This is a genomic window from Coleofasciculus sp. E1-EBD-02, from assembly GCF_040218245.1.
Classification (GTDB): domain Bacteria; phylum Cyanobacteriota; class Cyanobacteriia; order Cyanobacteriales; family Coleofasciculaceae; genus Coleofasciculus.
Genome location: NZ_JAVJQN010000157.1, coordinates 1 through 19497, shown reverse-complemented (window position 1 = coordinate 19497; position 19497 = coordinate 1). Strand labels below are relative to the sequence as shown.

The following is a 19497-nucleotide window of genomic DNA, read 5'->3' as shown; positions in this document are numbered from 1 at the left end:
AATAGTCCCATCCCGCGATTTCACGCTCTGATCGTGCCAGAAATACGCTACAGATGCGGGTCTTCCGGACTTAGTGTGCTAAACTATCAGTTTCAATGAATCAGGAAGTTTGCCACACAAGGACTGTAGCTCTTAACCGCCTAAAAACGAATTGAATTTCGGGTGAAAATGGTTAAAGCTATTGCTGTCAAACATTCTGGCAAATCAAACTAACAATTTAGCACACTAACTACGGAAGACCCGATTATTTTAGGTCCGATGACACTCCTACGATTGAGTCGGTTAGATATGCCAATTTCGGAGATCATTCGTCCCCTGTGCGATCGCTATGTGAATCTGCTACAGGCACTCAAACCCTTGGGTGTAGAAAACGTTCAAATTCATGAACCTGCCCTAGTTTTGGGAGATACGGCTAAGTTTAAAGACGACTATGAATCAACTTACGCTTCATTGGCGCAGGTGGGTATACCGCTAGATTTGGTCACCTATTTTGATGATTTGGGTGGAAGTTATCCCTGGGTGATCCAATTACCCGTTGCCAGCATCAGTTTAGACTTTACCCGGGGGCGCAATCTAGACCAACTTAAACACCATGGGTTTCCCAGCGATAAACGCCTGGGTGTGGGTATTGTGGATGGGCGAAACGTCTGGCAAATTCGACCCGATCGCCTCTTACCCATCCTGGACGAGATTAAACCCATTACCTCCAACCTATCCATTCAACCCTCCGCCTCCCTACAGTTTGTTCCCTACGATGCGACAAGGGAAACCAAGTTACCCGAACCCCTGCGAAATGTGCTGAGTTTTGCGGAACAAAAACTCCAAGAAGTGATCATGTTGGCGCAAACCCTCCAAGGGGAAGACACGCGATCGCGATTGCAGGATATTGCCACACGCCAAACGGCGTTTGAGCAATTCAGTCCCCCCAATGCACAGGTTCAACAACAGCTTCAGTCATTGAATGTTGATGCCTTTGAGCGATTGCTCCCCTATACCCAACGACAGCCACTACAACTTCAACTGCCCCCATTTCCAACCACCACAATTGGCTCATTTCCGCAAACCTCACAGGTGCGGAAACTACGGCTGCAATGGAAGCGCGGCGAAATCACTCTGGCTGACTACCAAAAGGCAATTGATGCCGAAATTGCTCAGTGTATTCGCTATCAAGAAGAAGCCGGATTAGATGTGCTGGTGCATGGTGAATTTGAACGCACCGATATGGTGGAGTTTTTTGGACAGCAACTCCAAGGTTTTGCCTTCACTCAACATGGATGGGTGCAAAGTTATGGCAGTCGCTATGTTCGTCCCCCAATTATTTACGGTGATGTCGTGCGTCAAGCGCCGATGACGGTTCGTGAGTTTAACGTTGCCCAGTCATTAACGGAAAAACCGATTAAAGGGATGCTCACCGGACCCGTAACCATGATTAATTGGTCTTACCCCCGTACCGACATTTCCCGACAGGAACAGGCATTCCAAATTGCCTTAGCCTTGCGGCAAGAAGTGGCGGATTTAGAAGCAGCGGGAGCGACGATTATTCAGATTGATGAACCGGCATTGCGAGAGGGTTTACCGCTGAAACCAGAACGGTGGCAGGATTATCTGTCTTGGGCAGTGGATGCGTTTCGTCTCAGTGCTGGAATTGCCAAACCCCAAACCCAGATTCATACTCACATGTGTTATTCTGAATTTGGGGATATTATTCAGCACATTCAGCGTCTGGATGCGGATGTTTTATCGATTGAAAATAGCCGCAGTAATAATGAAACCTTGTTTGAAATTACCAATGCTGGATATGCTCATCAGGTGGGGAATGGGATTTATGACATCCATAGTCCAGTGATTCCCACAACAGAACACCTTCTGGAACAACTACGGACAGGAGTGGCTAATTTGCCCGTTGAGCAAATTTGGGTGAATCCCGACTGTGGCTTGAAAACTCGCCATTGGGACGAAGTGATTCCGGCCTTGAAAAATATGGTAGAAGCGGCAAAAATCCTGCGGGAGGAAACCCATGCGTCCGGACAATAGTGTTTGGCAAGGTAATTTGGGCGACTGGCAAAATGAGTTTATTCATGTCAATTTGTTGGTGATTGGGTATTACGCTTGGAACGGTTATGTTGAATCCGGTCGCGGGATGGTTTGTGTGGATGTGCAGGATGCCGCGATCGCATCAAAGATAATCAGTCTGGATTGGATACCGTTCCGTGCTGAATTCATTGCCAAACCCCAGGTGGTGAGTCAAATGCAAGCACACAAACAAGCACACAAATTTGAGGAAGGTGTCATTGACCAACTTCTGCGACTGGTGGATCGTTATCACCCTGACGAAGATGTAATCTTGCTACTCACGGCGCAGACTCAAACCGAAATTCATCTGTTGCATAACCTAAAAATTTCCCCTCCTGAATGTGACCGACAAGTTCGTCGGCGTTGGCATGAATTTCAGCCTTGTTTTCGGTAATAATTGTTAAATTTTTGAGCATTTGCATGTCAAATTCACCCCGTCCACGTTGGACAATTATTCTCGCGACTGGCGCGTTACACCTATTAACTCTCTTGGCATTTTTGCCCAGTAATTTTAAGTGGAGTGCTGTCGGTGTTGCCCTATTGTTGCACTGGATAACGATTGGACTTGGTATTTCGTTGGGTTTCCATCGTTTAGCCAGTCACCGTAGTTTACAAGTGCCTCAATGGTTGGAATATTGTCTGATTTTCTGCGGTACGTTGGCGGGACAAGGAGCGGTTCTGGGTTGGGTTGGTTACCATCGAATTCATCATTTGTATAGTGACCAACCCCTTGATCCCCATGATTCGACTCAGGGATTGTGGTGGAGTCATATCAGTTGGTTAATGCATGAGGTGCCCGCAAAAACTGAATTGTCTCGGTTTACTCAAGACATTGCTGATGATCAATTTTATCGGTTCTGCCATCAGCACTATATTGGTTTGCAAGTGGGGTTGGCGATTTTATTGTATGGGTTAGGAGGAATGCCGTTTGTGGTGTGGGGCATTTTTGTGCGCCTGTTTGTCGGGTTTCATAGTACCTGTTGTGTGAATAGCGTATGCCACAAATTTGGTTATCGCAGCCACGCGACAGGCGATCACTCCACAAATTGCTGGTGGGTGGCTTTACTGACGTTTGGTGAAGGGTGGCACAACAATCACCATGCTTGCCAATCTTCTGCACGGTACGGCGTATTGTGGTGGGAAATTGACCTAATTTGGCAGATGATTCGTCTGTTGCGAAGACTGGGATTGGCGACTAAGGTCAGAGTTTTCTAGCCCAAGTGCTTAGGGAAGATGGGGGAGATGAGGGAGATGGGGAAGATAAATGATCAATGACAAGAAAAGAGTTTTATGTGTAGGGGCGGGTTTCACTACTATCGTTTTTTGTCCACCCTAACGTCACTAAACCCGCCCTGTCTAAATGACGAATGACGAATGACGAATGACAAATGACAAATGACAAATGACTGAAACAAACTCTCAAGATTGGCAGCACGATTTTATCGCCACTAACCTATTAGTCATTGGTGATAACGCCTGGGTTGGCTACTTGAGTGGGGATCGTGGTGCTGTTGTCTGTAGTACCAATACTCCGACTGTTGGTGCTTTTGGAGAAACATTCCCAGCTCATTTTGTACCGCGCCGTCGTCTAGCTGCTTTTTTAAATGCATGGCTGGCGGCTGCTGATACGGTGCTACTGCAAAAACATTTCATGAATGGCTATATTCTGCAAGTGGTGGATCATTATAATCCTTACAAAGATGTTGTTTTGTTGCTGGAGTATGCCAATCAAGCAGCATTTTTTAACTTGACAAATTTACCCATTGCCCCACCAAAATGTTACGAGATTGTTTGTAGAGGATGGACAGAATTCCAACCGGAGGACACCCAATCCAAAGAACGAAAAAGATGAGGCGACGGGTTAACAAAAAAAAAGACGCGATCGCGGGAATTAACAGACTTGTATGATGACATGAGCATAGAGTGCGATCGCCCCTAATCATAGATTTGACCATTTGTCTTTTGACAAAACAGAAGACAAGCATGATCATCGATTCGGCATTTCTCAAACGTTGTGCCGCACCGAAGCAACAACGTCAACACAATTGTCAAACGGCTTGAGGTATGGATATTATGCAACAGGGCAGTGGAAGAGTAGGTAGAGGGGCGATCGCACTTTTAGGCGCAGTGCTGGTATTACCGCTAGCTACGCCATTACCGAGTTACGCGCAACCAGGCGAGATGATACCCAACACAGGGGAGGAAATTACCGCCGCTAACCAGCAGAACATTATTGTGCATCTTAAACACAGCACCGATGATCTTCACGCTGTTTTTATGGCGCTGAAGCTGGGAAGCAATATGCAAAGGAAAGGGGCGCAGGTTACACTGGTGCTAACCTTGGAAGGCGTGCGACTGGCAGATGCTCGACAACCCTTAGATCTGCGTTGGGGAAACGGTACTATGACTGTTGCTGAACTCTATGAGGATTTTGTGACAGCAGGTGGCAAGATTATCGTCTGTCCGGTTTGTGCTAGCGCCGTCGGGATTGATGAAAATTTTCTGCGTCCTGGAAGCCAACTTGCCTTGGAGAATGATGAAATCCCTAACTTAATTTTAGCGGCTGACAAAGTGCTGGATTTCTAACGCTCAAAAGTCAATAAGGCACGCTGATTAAGGCTGGTGGGCAATGCCCACCCTACAGTATATCAAGGTTTTGATGCTTCCAAAATGCTTATTCATTATACCGAGAAGGTTCACCAGTGGTGAGGATGAGATTTCGATGTGATCGCACAATCTTCCCTTCCTGTTCCAACCGATTGATCAGGCGAGTTACGGTTACCCGAGTCAGCCCAATCGTCTCGGAAATATCCTGATGAGTCAGGTGGAAGTTCAGCAATTTACCTTGAGGAACTTCCAATTAATTAAGCCTCCTGCCAAAGCTGGCGCACCTAGTCAGGGAGCCAGCTTGCAATTTCCTTCTCCCCATTTCATCGTTTACCACTGGGGTAAATTAATCATTAACTGTTCTGCGGCTTGCCGATTCAATGGTTTAGAGAAAAAGTATCCCTGACCATATTCACATCGCCGCCCTCGCAGTTGGGCTAACTGCATATTCGTTTCTATCCCTTCTGCCACAACATCCATGCCTAAATTGTGAGCCAAGGTCACAATCGCTTGCACTATCTCCCCATTTTCTCCCGCATCCCCCATGCGACTGACAAAGGAACGGTCAATTTTTAAGGCATCAATGGGAAACTGATGTAAGCGACTTAACGACGAATAGCCGGTGCCAAAATCATCAATGTATAACTGAATTTTCAATGCCTTAAGTCGCTCCAATAAAGCAGCGGCAGAGTCTGAATGTTCCATAATCCCGCTTTCAGTAATTTCTAACTTGAGAGTGCTGGGATTGACCTCTGTCTCTTGAATAATTTGGGCAATTTGCTCAATTAAATTCGTTTGAGAAAACTGTTTCCCCGACAAATTAACGCTCATGGTTAACGGGGGATAGTGGGGAAACTGTTGTTGCCATTGGCGTAGCTGATAGCAGGATGTTCGCAACACCCACTGACCAATGGGAATAATTAAACCCGTTTCCTCGGCTAACGGAATAAACGCGCCTGGTGAAATCATTCCCTGTTCTGGATGCTGCCAACGCACCAATGCTTCAAACCCGGTAATTTTACCTGTCCCTAGGGAAATAATCGGTTGGTAATAAACCTCAAGTTCTTGGCGTTCAATTGCCCATCTTAGTTCGGTTTCCAAGCGTAACTGGGCAAGGGCGCGACCGGACATGGCGGTATCAAACATGACATAACAAGCGGTTCCCTGAAGTTTTGCCCGATGCATGGCGGTATCTGCATCTCGTAACAAATCTTCCCCCCGGTTATACCCCATACCACTCAGGGCAATCCCAATACTGGCTGTGGCAAACACCTCATACCCATCTAAGTTAAATGAGGATTCCAAAGTTTGGTGAATCGATTTGGCAATATCCGTGGCTGCTGTTGCATTGGGGATATCATCCAGTAGAATCGTAAATTCGTCTCCCCCTAACCGGGCTAAGGTATCGCTGGGGCGTAAGCACCTTTGTAATCGGTGGGCGATCGCACTCAGCAGTCGATCGCCAACCAGATGCCCTAAACTATCATTAATCACCTTGAAACGGTCTAAATCCAAGACAATCACCGCACATAAATAGTCCCAGCGTTGCCCTGCCCGTCGCAACGCATACTCCAGCCGATCCATGAATAATGCCCGATTCGGTAATCCGGTCAATACATCATGGAAGGCATCGTGGAGTAACTGTTCCTCCATGCGTTTGCGATCGCTAATATCCACCACCTGACTAATGTAGTGTAGGGGTTGACCTTGAGCGTCTCTGACCAAGACAACCTTCAAAATACCATTGACAATCCTGCCAGATTTTGATATAAATCGCCGTTCAGTTTGCAGATGAGAGAGTTCCCCCTGCAACAAGGATTGGTGTTGGGTAAAGTCGAGTGCCCGTTCACTCGGGTGGCTAATTTCTGTAAACGTGAGAGCCAACAGTTCTTGATCCGTATACCCCAAAGCGTCACACAATGCCTGATTAACCTTGAGGAATTGACCCTTAAGGGATGTCATTGCCATGCCAATGGGAGCCAGTTCAAAGGTGAGGCGAAATTGCTCCTCACTTTTGAGTAAAGCCGCCTCTGCCTGTTTGCGTTTGGTCATATCGGTAGCAATTCCATCCATGCGAATGGCAATACCCCTATGGTCATAAATTAGGCGGGCGCGATCGCGCAGCCAACGCACTTCGCCATCCGGTCGTACAACCCTATATTCTAGATCTTTACTCCCCTGGTGCATCAGCGTTTGAGATGCTATCTCCACCCGTTGGCGATCATCAGGATGAACGACGAACTGCCAGAGACTGGGACAATCCACAAAATCGGATACGGGGCGACCATAAACCCGTTCTGTCGCCGGATTCAGGTAAATAAACTGTTGATTTTCCAGGGAAGCCGACCAAACCACATCATCTAGAGACCTGAGAATACTCTCCAGCTTTTCCTCACTCTGTCGTAGGGCTTCCTCTGCCTGCTTCCGTTTAGTAATATCGGTTTGAATCCCGACAAAGTGGGTTAAATAGCCGTCTCCATCAAAGACGGGCGACACATAGAGTTCATTCCAGAAGAGGCTGCCATCTTTGCGATAGTTCTGTAAAATGACATGGCACTCTCGTTGCTCTTGAATCGCTGTCGCTAACTTAGTCACCCCAGCTTGATGATAATCAGGTTCTTGCCAGAAACGACAGTTACGTCCAATCACCTCCTCTTTGGTATAACCGGTCATTGACTCGAAAGCGGGGTTGACGTAAATTACTGGGTTATCCGGCTGATTGGGGTCAGTAATAATCACCCCATTATTACTCGCCGCGATCGCTCGCTGCATCAGATAGAGATTCGCCTCTGACTGCTTATGTCCAATCGCCAAAGCTAAAACATTGGCAACCGCCTGGAGAAAGTGAATGTCATCTTCACTAAAACGGCGCTGGCTGGTGGTATGCGCCCCTAAAACTCCAAAGGGTTGCTCTTGACCCGGAATCACCACACTCACACCACTGACAACGCGATGATTGTAGAGCAGAGGCGGTCCACTAAAGCGAGGATCAATCGGTAGATCTTCAACCACGACAGGTTCTTGAGATATCAGATTATAACCCGCTTGGGAATTCCTGTGGGCACCGACTAAAGCATACCCAACCAATCCCGGTGACCAACCCACACCCGCTTTGAGTAAAAACACATTACCATTGGGTAGGAGTTCTAACACTTTGCAATACTCAACCTCTAAGGTTTGAGCAATCGTACTTACCGCTTCGTCCATCAGGGTATTTAAATCCAGTCCCGAAAGCGCCCGTTGGCTCAATTTAGCCACAGTTGCTTGCTGACGCGCTCGTACTCTCAGGTCTCGGTCTGGCTGTTCTCTATGGATCAGATCTCGAATCACCAGTTGGGTTGCTCTTTGACCTTGATAAATAGCGGGTAAACGGGCAATTTCCACATCAATGATCTGACCGTCTAACTGCACAACTTGTTCGGGAACAAATTTTGTGGGTAATGTTAGGGTGTGAGGTGGATTCGACCTTCGTTTGTGGTCAGAGAATTTCGCTGTATGCTCAGAACCAATAACTTGGTGATCTCTCCTATTTCTCTGATTTCCCTGATCCTTAGAGCTAAACTCTGACCAAGGTTTACCGATAAGTTGGTTTTGACTAATGGCTCCCAGTAGTTTGACACCTTTAGGATTGATATAAACCAGGGTTCCCTGACTTTCCAGGGCGATCGCGTTGGGAGACTGTTCGACCAACGTCCGATAGCAAGCTTCACTGTCTTTGAGAACGGCTTCTGTTTGCTGATATTGGGTAATTTGCTGATAGGTATCGCTGATATCATGGAATACACTCAGAATTGTTTTTTCCTGATTTAAGGTCAATACCTGCATGGAAACTGTTACCCACAAGGGCGTGCCATTAATGGTATGGACACGAACTTGATCATTCTGAACAACACCCTTTTGGTCTAATCTGGCTAACAGTCTTTGCCAGTCGGCAGGATTTTCATAAAAATCGGGCATTGAGTTACCGACTAACTCTGAGGTAACGACACCAAACAGTACGTTCGCGTGGGAATTTCCATAGACAATCGTGCCATCAGACGCTTGTGCGATCGCGACAGGTACAGGAAAGGCTTGAGTAATTGCCCGAAATTGTGCTTCTCGCTGTTGCAGTTCGGCGTTAGTATGTAGACAGTCTGCTATCGCTTGCTTCAGTTCATCCGACTGGGCGTTCGTGCCGCCTTGATCGTACAATTTGCAGGTATAATACTCTTCCGAGTTAGGGTATGAAGGGGACAAAATGTCTAGCTTCTTGACCTTGGCAACAAACGGTAACCATTGCCATAAACCAAGCACTAGCAGTCCAAATCCCACTAAATAAAGCAGTGTCGCTGGCATCAGCGTATCGATTGGACTAGAGTTTAGGGTTGTCAACCCAAGAGTACGGTGGACTAAATCCATAAACCCATCTAGACAAATTAAAGCGTAACCTGCCAGCATATAGAACCAGCCCGGTTGTCGTTCAATCTGTGATTTTGAGCCGATCCACCACAAATAACCAAGAATAGGCATCATTAGGGACACCCTGAGGCTCCCAATTACAATTTCCCTCATAATTCATTTAGGGCAAGTGTGAGTCATCAACAAAAGGAACAATCTAAACCGCGTCTACGTTGAAACCGGTCGTTTTTCTCTAGGAGAATCTCCAGTTTTAAACTTGGACGGGGTATCTTTTGGAAGATCCAAAGGTTTGTCAGATGTTTTCTTAAAAACGAAATAACACCAAACATTCACCTTAACTGGCTAAGAGTAGAACTCCCTGGTGTCAGATTAAGTTTGGCTCGATGCATCTGCCCTGATATTTCTTCGCCAGAGTGATATGTTCAGCAATTTTTCAGCAACATCTGCTTATTGACACCAACTTGGGGATAAAAAGGAACAGTAGATTGGTGACGACAAGTACGTCGCCATCTGTTTGTATATTAGAACACTAACTTCGTCTTAGCCGTTGACAAAATCGTCATACTATGCTTTGAAAAAGCGAGTATTCTAGTCTGATTTTCCCAATCCAGTACCAGCGCCCATAGGATGACTTGACTGACTCTAGCCCTGTAGTCTCTTGTCCCTTCAAAGACGCTCAGCCAATCTCAACTTGGCAGAACGAGCGCGGGGATTTTCATCCCGTTCCGTTGGTTGTGGAGTTATGGGTTTTTTGGTAAGCACCCGCAATATTAGTGAATCCCGCAAGTGGTGTTTAACCAGACGGTCTTCCAAGCTGTGAAAACTAATAATACCAATTCTGCCGCCTGGTTTTAACCATCTAGGCGCACAATTGAGAAATTTTTCTAGGGAGGATAATTCTTGATTAACGGCAATGCGAAGCGCTTGAAAGGTGCGAGTGGCGGGGTGAATCCTGCCATAACGGTATTTTTTGGGAACTGATCGCGCGATCGCCTCGGCTAATTGGGTGGTTGTCTCAAAGGGGCGGCGTTCCACAATTGCCCGGGCAATCCGCCGAGATAAGCGTTCTTCACCATACTCATAAATAATATTTGCCAGTTGGGTTTCATCCCAATGATTGATAATCTGGGCGGCGGTTAGAGATTGGCGTTGATCCATCCGCATATCTAGAGAGGCTTGATGGCGAAAACTAAAGCCGCGATCGGGAATATCCAGTTGGGCAGAACTAACGCCTAAATCGGCAATAATGCCATCAAATAACGAGTCCGGCGGTTGATAGTCCACAAAATTCCCCCGCCAAAATTGGATGCGATCGCGATATGGGGCTAACCGGGTTTCTGCTGCTGCGATCGCGTGATCATCTTGGTCAATCGCGGTGACACGGACATCTGGGGCGGCTGATAGAATTAACTCACTATGTCCACCGCCACCCACCGTCGCATCTAAGTAATGCCCACCCGGACGAATCGTCAATCCGGCGATTAACTCCTGACTTAATACTGAACGATGAAAAAACTGCGCCGCTTGCGCCTCAGACTCCATCTGAACATCCTCCCCCACTAAATCAAAGATTGCCGAAAAACCTGTGGTCTGGAGTGTAGGGGCGACCCACTTTGTCTAATCAACAACACCATTCCCCTCAATTGGGTCGGGTCGCCCTCTACTTAATTGACTATCACCAAACAGGCTGTCCGGGGCATAATATTATCGTACTCTTACTTTGGAACGTCACTTGAATGTCTATGGTAAGTAAATAAATAGGCGTCATCGCTAAAAATTGGGTAAACCAAATACATCACTATGGCACAAATCGAAACCAGAACCGACCCAATGGTTCTCAACTTGGGTCCTCACCATCCGTCCATGCACGGCGTTCTCCGCTTAATCGTCACGTTAGACGGGGAGGATGTGATCGATTGCGAACCAGTTATCGGCTACCTGCATCGCGGGATGGAGAAAATAGCCGAGAACCGCACGAATATTATGTATGTCCCCTACGTGAGTCGGTGGGACTATGCAGCGGGAATGTTTAACGAAGCGATTACCGTTAACGCCCCGGAAAAGTTAGCGGATATTGAAGTACCCAAACGCGCCAGCTATATCCGCGTGATTATGCTGGAGTTGAATCGCATCGCCAATCACCTGTTGTGGTTAGGTCCCTTTCTGGCTGATGTGGGGGCGCAAACGCCTTTCTTCTACATCTTCCGGGAACGGGAATTAATTTACGACTTGTGGGAAGCCGCCAGCGGACAACGGCTGATTAATAATAATTACTTCCGTATTGGTGGAGTAGCGGTTGATATTCCTTATGGGTGGGTTGACAAATGTGAAGACTTTTGCGATTATTTCGCCCCTAAAGTCGATGAATACGAACGCTTAATTACCAACAACCCCATCTTCCGCCGTCGTGTTGAAGGGGTGGGTACGATTACCCGTGACGAAGCAATTAACTGGGGACTGTCGGGTCCGATGTTGCGGGGGTCTGGCGTGAAGTGGGACTTGCGGAAAGTTGACCACTACGAATGTTACGACGACTTTGATTGGGATATCCACTGGGAAACCGCTGGGGATTGTCTCGCCCGGTATTTAGTTCGGATTCGGGAAATGCGGGAATCCCTGAAAATTATTCGTCAGGCATTAAAAGGATTACCGGGTGGTCCTTACGAAAATCTGGAAGCCAAACGCATGGCTGAAGGAAAGAAATCTAAGTGGAATGATTTTGATTACCAGTATAGTGGTAAGAAAATTCCGCCAACCTTTAAGATTCCTCAGGGTGAACACTATGTTCGCTTGGAAAGTGGAAAGGGAGAATTGGGCATTTTCATTATCGGGGATGATAATATCTTTCCTTGGCGTTGGAAGATTCGTCCACCGGATTTCAACAACTTGCAAATTGTACCCCATATTTTGCGGGGAGTGAAAGTGGCAGATATTATGGCGATTCTTGGTAGTGTTGACGTAATCATGGGTTCAGTAGACCGCTGATTCGTTATAGTCATTTGTCATTTGTCATTTGTCCTTTGTAAGGGTTTGAGACACCATTGTAGAGACGCGCCATGGCGCGTCTCTACTAGTGTTTGAACAGAATTGAAGGGCAGACGATTTTTGGGATAGACGCAAAGAGTCATAAGTGGCGTAGCTTGCTTCTTTACAAAAGCAAATTATAACCAATGACGGATGACGGATGACAAATGACAAATGACAAATGACTAATAACAGTTAGAGTGGGAGAAAATTGTGACGTTTATATCAATTCATGCTTGTAGAAAAAGCATCCGTCAAAAGATGGAAAAATGCCGTATGGGTACGTTAGTTCTCGTCGAAGGGATTGACGAAACCCGATTTTATCGCCAAGTGCATTCGGATTTTAGTCCCGTGGGTTGGCATTTGGGTCATATTGCTTTTACGGAAGCGTACTGGATTCTAGAACGCTATGCTGGCAAAAAACCCCTGTTTCCAGAGTATCATCGGCTTTTTGCGGCGGATGGTTTACCCAAGTGCGATCGCCAAAAGTTACCGTCTCTGGCAGAAATTCAAGATTATCTGGATATCGTCAGAACCCAAGTCTTTGACTATCTGGAAATTGCCCCCCTAGATCACCAAGAACGTTTATGGCGATGGTTAGTTCAGCACGAAAGTCAACATACTGAAACGATTGCCTTTATCTTGCAATTACACCGCCTATCTGCTAGGAGTAATACCCTTTGCCAAACCGGGCGCACGCCTACGTCATTAGTCCTGACTGAATCCTTTGCACCTCAAGGAGATAAGACGCCGGATAAAGGACAGATGATTGAAATTCCGGCGGGTGAGTTTGAGATGGGAAGCGATGAGATTGATGCAATGGATAACGAACGTCCGTGCGATCGCGTTTTTTTAGATACCTACTGGATTGATCGCTACCCGGTTACCTGTCAACAGTATCGCGCTTTTATTGAAGCGGGGGGATATCAAAATCATAACTTGTGGTCTGTGGAAGGATGGAAATGGTTGCAGGATAATCCTGTCGCCCATCCCCTCTATTGGTCCGATGAACCCTTTTGGGATAATCATCCGGTTTATGGGGTGAGTTGGTATGAAGCCGAGGCTTATGCTAATTTTGTCGGCAAGCGATTACCCAGTGAAGCGGAATGGGAAAAAGCGGCGAGTTGGGATGTACAAAAGGGGTGTCATTACATCTATCCCTGGGGTGATACAGAACCCACATCCTATTCTTGTAACTACGATAATACGGTAGGACATACGACTCCGGTTAATGCCTATCCCCAGGGGCAAAGTGCATCAGGTTGTTATGACATGTTGGGGAATGTTTGGGAATGGACAGCGAGTTGGTTTGATGGATACAAAGGGTTTGTCAGTTATCCTTATCGCGGCTATTCTCAAGCCTATTTTGATGGCGAACATCGGGTTTTGCGCGGTGGTAGTTGGACAACTCGTCCGTGGGCGATGCGGTGTAGTTTCCGCAATTGGTATTATCCCAGTGTGCGTCAAATTTTGGCTGGGTTTCGCTGTGCGGTGGATGGATAATTAGGGGCTGCTGAATAAGTGGTGTGGTGAGGGGGAGCTGGGGGAGCTGGGGGAGCTGGGGGAGCTGGGGGAGCTGGGGAAGCGGGGGAAGCGGGGGAAGCGGGGGAAGCGGGGGAAGCGGGGGAAGCGGGGGAAGCTGGGGGAGCGGGGGTACATTTTCCTGATAGTGGTGCAAGGGTGTTGATGAGTTTTATTCTCTTTCCTGGAAGATGAGCCAATGTCAATACTACTCAAAGTATTGATGGCTGATGGTTTTTTGGTTGTGCAGCAAACCCTAATTAGGGGGATTTAGTCACGTCGCGACAGATGATCCGGGCGGGTTTTGAATGGACGTTATTATCAATAGCGAAACAGAATTCCCTAAACCCGCCCCTACAGACGCGATGCACGAAATGTCTTTAACCCGAAAATCTATTGTTTCTATTGTTAAACCTTTAACCTATTAACGATTTCTACTATTAATCACCGCCGCAAAAAGCAGATAAAGCGACAGATGATCCGGGCGGGTTTTGAATTGACGTTATTATCAATAGCGAAACAGAATTCCCTAAACCCGCCCCTACAGACGCGATCCACGAAATGTCTTTAACCCGAAAATCTATTGTTTATCGTTCTAAACCTTTAACCGATTAACGATTTCTACTATTAATCACCGCCGCAAAAAGCAGATAAAGTACGCCAAAGGCAATGGCAACTTCTTCAGCCCATTTCGATCCATAGATTCTATACCAATTATCGAAACTTCTTAAAATACGAAGGATGGAACCTATACCCCAATCCAGAAGTTGAAACCCAATATAAATTAATGCAGCTACTCCTAATGCTTGTATAAAAGCATTTTTGAATAAATCATTCATGGCATTTTTTTAATAGTGAGGTTATTTTATTATAATCGGGATAATATAGCATTGGCAATCCATTTAAGTTGAATCACCATCGGTAGGGAACATGTTATGTCCCTCTATCAGTGGAGTCTATGGATTTATGCGATCGCCTAACTCTATTTGGTATCTTTGGCTACAGTTTTCTCCGTCGATTCCGGCAAGGCAGGTTAAACTTGATAGAAAAAGCTGCTGAAGGGAGGTCATAAAAATGGATGAAGTTGTCAAAAAAATTGCCGCGTTGGGATTACCTGGGGTGATTCTGGTGGTGACGATGGTGGCGACAGGATTGACGGGGGCGATAGTCTTCGTTGCGCGATCGCTCTCCTGAGAATGACACGATTCGGCTTAAAATAGGTTAGACTTTGCTATTCACTTCCTTTGGGGGTAGAGTCGGCTTGGAAGCAACACGTTTGTAGGGATTCTTCATTCCGCTTCACTCCATTCAGAATGACATAACGGGGTTCAGGGATGAAAACCTGGAATCATAACGGATATAATTATAGGATCATAGTATAGCGATCAGCTTTGAGTCGTGAGTTAAGACAATCCAGAATAAAGGCGATCGCAACATAGCCCTGACTCCACCCAGATTCGTTCGTTCGTAGTCGGCACTTTAGTGCCATCAAGTCAGCGCTATAGCTTTTCAGATTGATTCAAAAACGCTTTAATCAACAGGGGTAAGATTATGATTAGTTCTCATGATATCCACACCGAGGACACTCGCCCACTGAACCGTGATCCACATATTGAGTCGGTTTGCCGATTCCTGGAGGAGATCGAATCCCATTTTAAATATAAAACCCTTTTACACACCCAACATCCGATTCCCCGTAAATCTCTCTATATCCCAATTCAAGTCACCCGTGAACGCAATTATCGCCATGAGGTGGAAACCTTCTGGGGATACGCGGAATCGGAAGCTGAACTTAAACGCGCTTATGCGATCAAAAATCGCGACGTAGAAGCCAAACGCTATCGGGTTCCCTGGGAACAGGCGAAGAAAAACTATCAACGCTTGATGGTTTTAGCTGATCCGGGAATGGGGAAAAGTGCGCTATTGCGACGGGAAGCCGCATTGACAGCAGCAGGAGAACGGCAAAAATTGGTGGATGCCAAAATTACCGTTGAGGATGTTGTTTTTCCCTTATTTATCCGCTTAGTGGATTTGTATGAAGCCGCTGATGATATCACCGTGGCGATCGCATCCCTGGTTCAACGGGATTATCCCACAACTTGGGCGGATATTCAACCCTGGTTACAGGCGAAATTGCGTCAGGGGAAATGTCTGTTGTTGTTCAATGCCTTAGATGAAGTTCCCAAACGCGATCGCAATGCCTTAGCCACGAAACTGAACCAATTCCTGGAAACCCATCCCTGTCCGATTATTTGTACGTCTCGGATTGTCGGGTATGGTGGCGCGTTTATTAATGGGGCAAAGGAAGTGGAAATTATTCCACTGAGTCAACCCCAGATTGAACAGTTTATTCACGCCTGGTTTCAACATGGCACTAATGAAACGAAAGAAGGGATTGCCGCCAACAGCTTAATTGAACAACTGCGACAAAATCCCCAACTGCGCGGCTTGGCACAAAATCCCCGATTACTCTACTTACTGTGCAGCTTATATTATGAGCAAGTTCTCACCTTACCCGCCCGTCGCAGTCAAATTTATCAGAAAACTGTTGAGTATCTCCTAAGTCAATGGACGCATCATCGGGGGTCAGAGAGTGGGGTGAAAATCCGCTTATTGGAAGACTTAGCTTATCAGTTTACCTGTAAAGGGCAAGAGGTGTTTGATTCCCAGGAATTGAAACAGGAAATCGCCAACGCCCTAAACCAGGATCAGGGGTTAGAACCCTTACGCCAACAAACCCCCGCCCAACTCTTGGTGCAACTGTCTGGAGAACAGGGGATTCTGCATCGATTGACCAAAGAAGGCGATCGCTATGTGTTTATTCACCGGATTACTCAGGATTATTTAACCGCCTGTTATTTACGACGGCAGATTCAAGACAATCCTAGTCAGGGTATGGCGTTGGTGAAAGCCCATTTGTGGGATTATGATTGGCATCAAAGTATTAGTCTACTGGCGGGGTTGATGGATGATCCGATTCCGCTACTCGCCTGCATTACTCAGGAAAAAGATGATATCTTCTCGACCTTACTCCTGTTAACTGGACGTGCGATCGCTGAATGTGATCAATTGTCTCATCCCTTAATTACCGAAGTGATTGACCACATTTATGACTTGTGGCACCATTATCCCTTCGTTGGCTTCATTGCTTCTACCGTTGTCGCCTTGGGGCAAACCAATTCCCAGATGGCGGAAAAGTTACAGCAGGAATTGGATGAGAAACAGTATTATACCCGCAAGGATTTCGTCGCCGCGTTAATTGCCGCCTTGGGTCAAATTGGTAGTCCCTCCGCCGTCGCTACGTTAATTAAAGCCCTAAATCAAGGACCTTGGTATGTACGCGGTGAAGCCGCTACCGCCTTGGGCTATATTGGCGATGCCGAAACCGTGAAAGCGTTAATCCCCGCCCTGCGGGATGAAGATAGCGTGGTTCGGGGTGAAGCAGCAGCGGCGATGGGGCGGATTGGCACATCAGCGGCGATACAGGCGTTAATGGTTGCCCTCCATGATACTGATAGTTATGTGCGAGGGGAAGCGGCGATGGCGTTGGCGCAAATTGGCACACCAGAAGCCTTGCAGGAATTGGTTAAGGTGCTGAATCACCCAGATAGCTTTGTCCGTTGGCAAGCCAGTGGCGCGATTCACCTGGAAAATCCTACGGTAGTGCAGGCGTTAATCCAGGCTTTGAATCATCCCCAGAATCAGATTCGCGAAGAAGCGGCGACGGTATTGGGGAAAATTGCCACAAGGGAAACCCTGGAGGCGTTAATTCCAGCACTGCAAGATGCTGATCCGGTGGTGCGAGAAGAAGCGGCGGAGGCTTTGGCGCGATCGGGGAATCCTCAGACGTTGGAGGTGTTAATTCCGGCGTTAGAGGATACTGATCCGGTGGTGCGTCAGGAAGCAGCGGCGGCGTTAGGGCGGATGGGAACAACACCCGCGTTAACCGCATTAATCCCAATTCTTCAGGATCAGGATAAGCGAGTGCGAAAACAGGGGATTGAGTCATTGGGGAGAATTGGTACTCCAGCGGCGCTACAGGCGTTAATTCCCCTATTAAAAGATAGCGATGGGGATATCCGAGGCGCAACGGCAACAGCCTTGGGACGTATCGGTACTGCACCTGCATTACAGGCATTAATGCCCTTGCTCAAGGATAATGATTGGTTTGTCCGGGAGCAAGCGGCGATGGCATTAAGTCGGATTGGCACACCGCAGACATTGGAGGCGTTATTACAATTCCCGATCGCGGAGATTGAACGCCCGGAAATCTTGACCTTGATTCGCACGTTGGCAGTGCGGTTTAGTCGGGAGAAGTCCCCATTGGTGCCAGTGTATCCAGAGTTGGTGGGAGCTATGGGTGGATTCCATCGGTTAGGGCGGAAATTGAGTGGGAAGCGATAGAATTTAGAACGTAGTCGGGGCGGGTTTAGTGGTATTGGGGTCAAAAACCCTAATTGTGAAACCCGCCCCTACGTCATTCGCCCCGTCTCAAACCAATTCGCGATCGCGGGATACCAATGGATAAGATTAGGCTACTAAGTAGGGGCTGATGCACAAAGCCGAAACCGCAAAGCCCATCAATACTTTGAGCTTTATTGACAGAGGGTTTGATTCAAGGAAATCGGGTAGTATTTTTCATGAGTATGGCATCACCTTGCTCAGGAAAAATGTACCCTTGCTCCCCCAGCTTCCCCAGCTTCCCCCGCTTCCCCCGCTCCCCCTTACCACAACACTTATGCAGCAAGCCCTAAGTAGGGGGAAAGACAGATGGTTCAAACGATTCAATCCAGAGATGTTACCCTGCGAGAACTAAGGACTAATTTTGGTCTGCAACTCACCCATGATCCGCAATTTTTTCCAGAGTGGCAAGGGAATCTGCCCGAAATTACTGAGTTGCAACAACAACAGCTTGATCAGGTGAAAGCTGGATATTTTAACTTGCTCAATTATCCGCCCATGCTGGAAGGCGTGGTGAGAATGGCAATTCTTGACCCCTTGCTGTTTATTGGGGGATTTTACTTAGCCCCTTTTCATGTCAAAGCGGAAAAATCGGTAAAGATTGCCACAGAAGATGAGGAGAAAATTATTACGGGAACTCTGGATGTTTTGGTTTTACAGGATACTGTCTGGGTGATGGTGATTGAATCTAAACAAGTGGAGTTTTCGATTGAAGCGGGATTAGCACAAATCCTGTCTTATATGTTGGCAAATCCTGATCAGGAACAGCCGAGTTTTGGCATGATTACTACCGGAGGGAGTTTTATTTTTCTCAAAGTGATATCTGGAGAGTCGCCCCAGTATGGGTTGTCCCGGTTATTCTCGCTGCTGAATCCGGGTAATGATTTATATACGGTGCTGAGGATTTTAAAGCAGTTGGCTCGATTTTAACTTTAGTCAGGGCGGGTTTAGTTATTTATGGGTCAGGTCAAAAACGCTAACGCCCTTACTTTTGGTCAGATCGAGAAAACCTCTCTCCAAACCTCTTTCCTACAAGGAGAGAGGCTTTGAAATTCCTCCCTTCCGTTATCAGGGTTTAATGGATATGCGATCGCGTTTTCAGATCGGGATAGATAAGAATAGGCGATCGCTCTCTGGTTAGCACATTCAAACCCCAATCATCGCCCTGTAGGGGCGACCCGCTTGGCTTAATTAACAATACTATTCCATTTAATTAGGTCGGGTCGCCCTATTCTCGCGATCGCACTCTCGGTTATCAGGGTTTAATGGATGTGCGATCGCGTCTTCAGATCGGGATAGATAAGAATAGGCGATCGCTTGCCCTTTCACCCATGCCGGATACCAGAACCCAAACCCCTGTAATTCTCCTGTAGGGGCGACCCGCTTGGCTTAATTAACAACACCACTCCATTT

At 47.0% G+C, this 19497-nt stretch carries 12 protein-coding genes and 1 pseudogene; 9 read left to right on the top strand and 4 right to left on the bottom strand.

Features of this window, described 5'->3' with window-relative positions; translation table 11 throughout:
• Nucleotides 1–240: 240 nt before the first annotated feature.
• The 5 genes and pseudogenes from metE to RIC07_RS25615 all read left to right on the top strand — a co-directional run.
• Nucleotides 241–2034 (top strand): annotated as a pseudogene (gene metE, locus RIC07_RS25635) (5-methyltetrahydropteroyltriglutamate--homocysteine S-methyltransferase); the annotation flags it as partial.
• Nucleotides 2018–2467 (top strand): hypothetical protein, encoded by a 450-nt coding sequence (locus RIC07_RS25630; protein ID WP_446396981.1) that lies wholly within the window; start codon nt 2018–2020, stop codon nt 2465–2467. The pseudogene metE and the gene RIC07_RS25630, both read left to right, overlap by 17 nt.
• Before the next feature lie 14 nt (nt 2468–2481).
• The gene (locus tag RIC07_RS25625; RefSeq protein WP_446396980.1) at nt 2482–3288 is read left to right on the top strand and encodes an acyl-CoA desaturase; all 807 of its coding nucleotides are present in this window, start codon (nt 2482–2484) and stop codon (nt 3286–3288) included.
• A 187-nt stretch (nt 3289–3475) separates the two neighbouring features.
• Nucleotides 3476–3925 (top strand): hypothetical protein, encoded by a 450-nt coding sequence (locus RIC07_RS25620; RefSeq protein ID WP_446396979.1) that lies wholly within the window; start codon nt 3476–3478, stop codon nt 3923–3925.
• A 212-nt stretch (nt 3926–4137) separates the two neighbouring features.
• Nucleotides 4138–4659 (top strand): DsrE family protein, encoded by a 522-nt coding sequence (locus RIC07_RS25615; RefSeq protein WP_446396978.1) that lies wholly within the window; start codon nt 4138–4140, stop codon nt 4657–4659.
• 88 nt (nt 4660–4747) lie between these two features.
• Here the strand turns inward: RIC07_RS25615 and RIC07_RS25610 are convergent, their stop codons facing one another.
• The 3 genes from RIC07_RS25610 to rsmH form a co-directional block, all read right to left on the bottom strand.
• Complete coding sequence (locus RIC07_RS25610; protein WP_446396977.1) at nt 4748–4933, bottom strand: helix-turn-helix domain-containing protein; 186 nt, start codon at nt 4931–4933, stop codon at nt 4748–4750.
• A 77-nt stretch (nt 4934–5010) separates the two neighbouring features.
• Nucleotides 5011–9192 (bottom strand): PAS domain S-box protein, encoded by a 4182-nt coding sequence (locus RIC07_RS25605; protein WP_446396976.1) that lies wholly within the window; start codon nt 9190–9192, stop codon nt 5011–5013.
• A 552-nt stretch (nt 9193–9744) separates the two neighbouring features.
• Nucleotides 9745–10620, bottom strand: coding sequence for a 16S rRNA (cytosine(1402)-N(4))-methyltransferase RsmH (gene rsmH, locus RIC07_RS25600; RefSeq protein ID WP_446396975.1), 876 nt, complete (start codon nt 10618–10620; stop codon nt 9745–9747).
• Between the two features lie 258 nt (nt 10621–10878).
• Between rsmH and RIC07_RS25595 the strand changes: the two genes are divergently transcribed.
• The gene (locus RIC07_RS25595; RefSeq protein WP_446396974.1) at nt 10879–12063 is read left to right on the top strand and encodes an NAD(P)H-quinone oxidoreductase subunit H; all 1185 of its coding nucleotides are present in this window, start codon (nt 10879–10881) and stop codon (nt 12061–12063) included.
• Between the two features lie 252 nt (nt 12064–12315).
• Nucleotides 12316–13605 carry an SUMF1/EgtB/PvdO family nonheme iron enzyme gene (locus RIC07_RS25590; protein WP_446396973.1) on the top strand — a complete coding sequence of 430 codons (1290 nt, stop codon included), beginning with the start codon at nt 12316–12318 and terminating at the stop codon, nt 13603–13605.
• Between the two features lie 629 nt (nt 13606–14234).
• On the opposite strand, the gene RIC07_RS25585 is transcribed toward RIC07_RS25590, so the two are convergent.
• Nucleotides 14235–14462: a hypothetical protein gene (locus RIC07_RS25585; protein ID WP_446396972.1), complete on the bottom strand. Its 228-nt coding sequence runs from the start codon at nt 14460–14462 to the stop codon at nt 14235–14237.
• 712 nt (nt 14463–15174) lie between these two features.
• Here RIC07_RS25585 and RIC07_RS25580 point away from each other — a divergent pair.
• Nucleotides 15175–18027 (top strand): HEAT repeat domain-containing protein, encoded by a 2853-nt coding sequence (locus RIC07_RS25580; protein WP_446396971.1) that lies wholly within the window; start codon nt 15175–15177, stop codon nt 18025–18027.
• Between the two features lie 366 nt (nt 18028–18393).
• Nucleotides 18394–19014 (top strand): restriction endonuclease subunit R, encoded by a 621-nt coding sequence (locus RIC07_RS25575; RefSeq protein ID WP_446396970.1) that lies wholly within the window; start codon nt 18394–18396, stop codon nt 19012–19014.
• Nucleotides 19015–19497 lie beyond the last annotated feature (483 nt).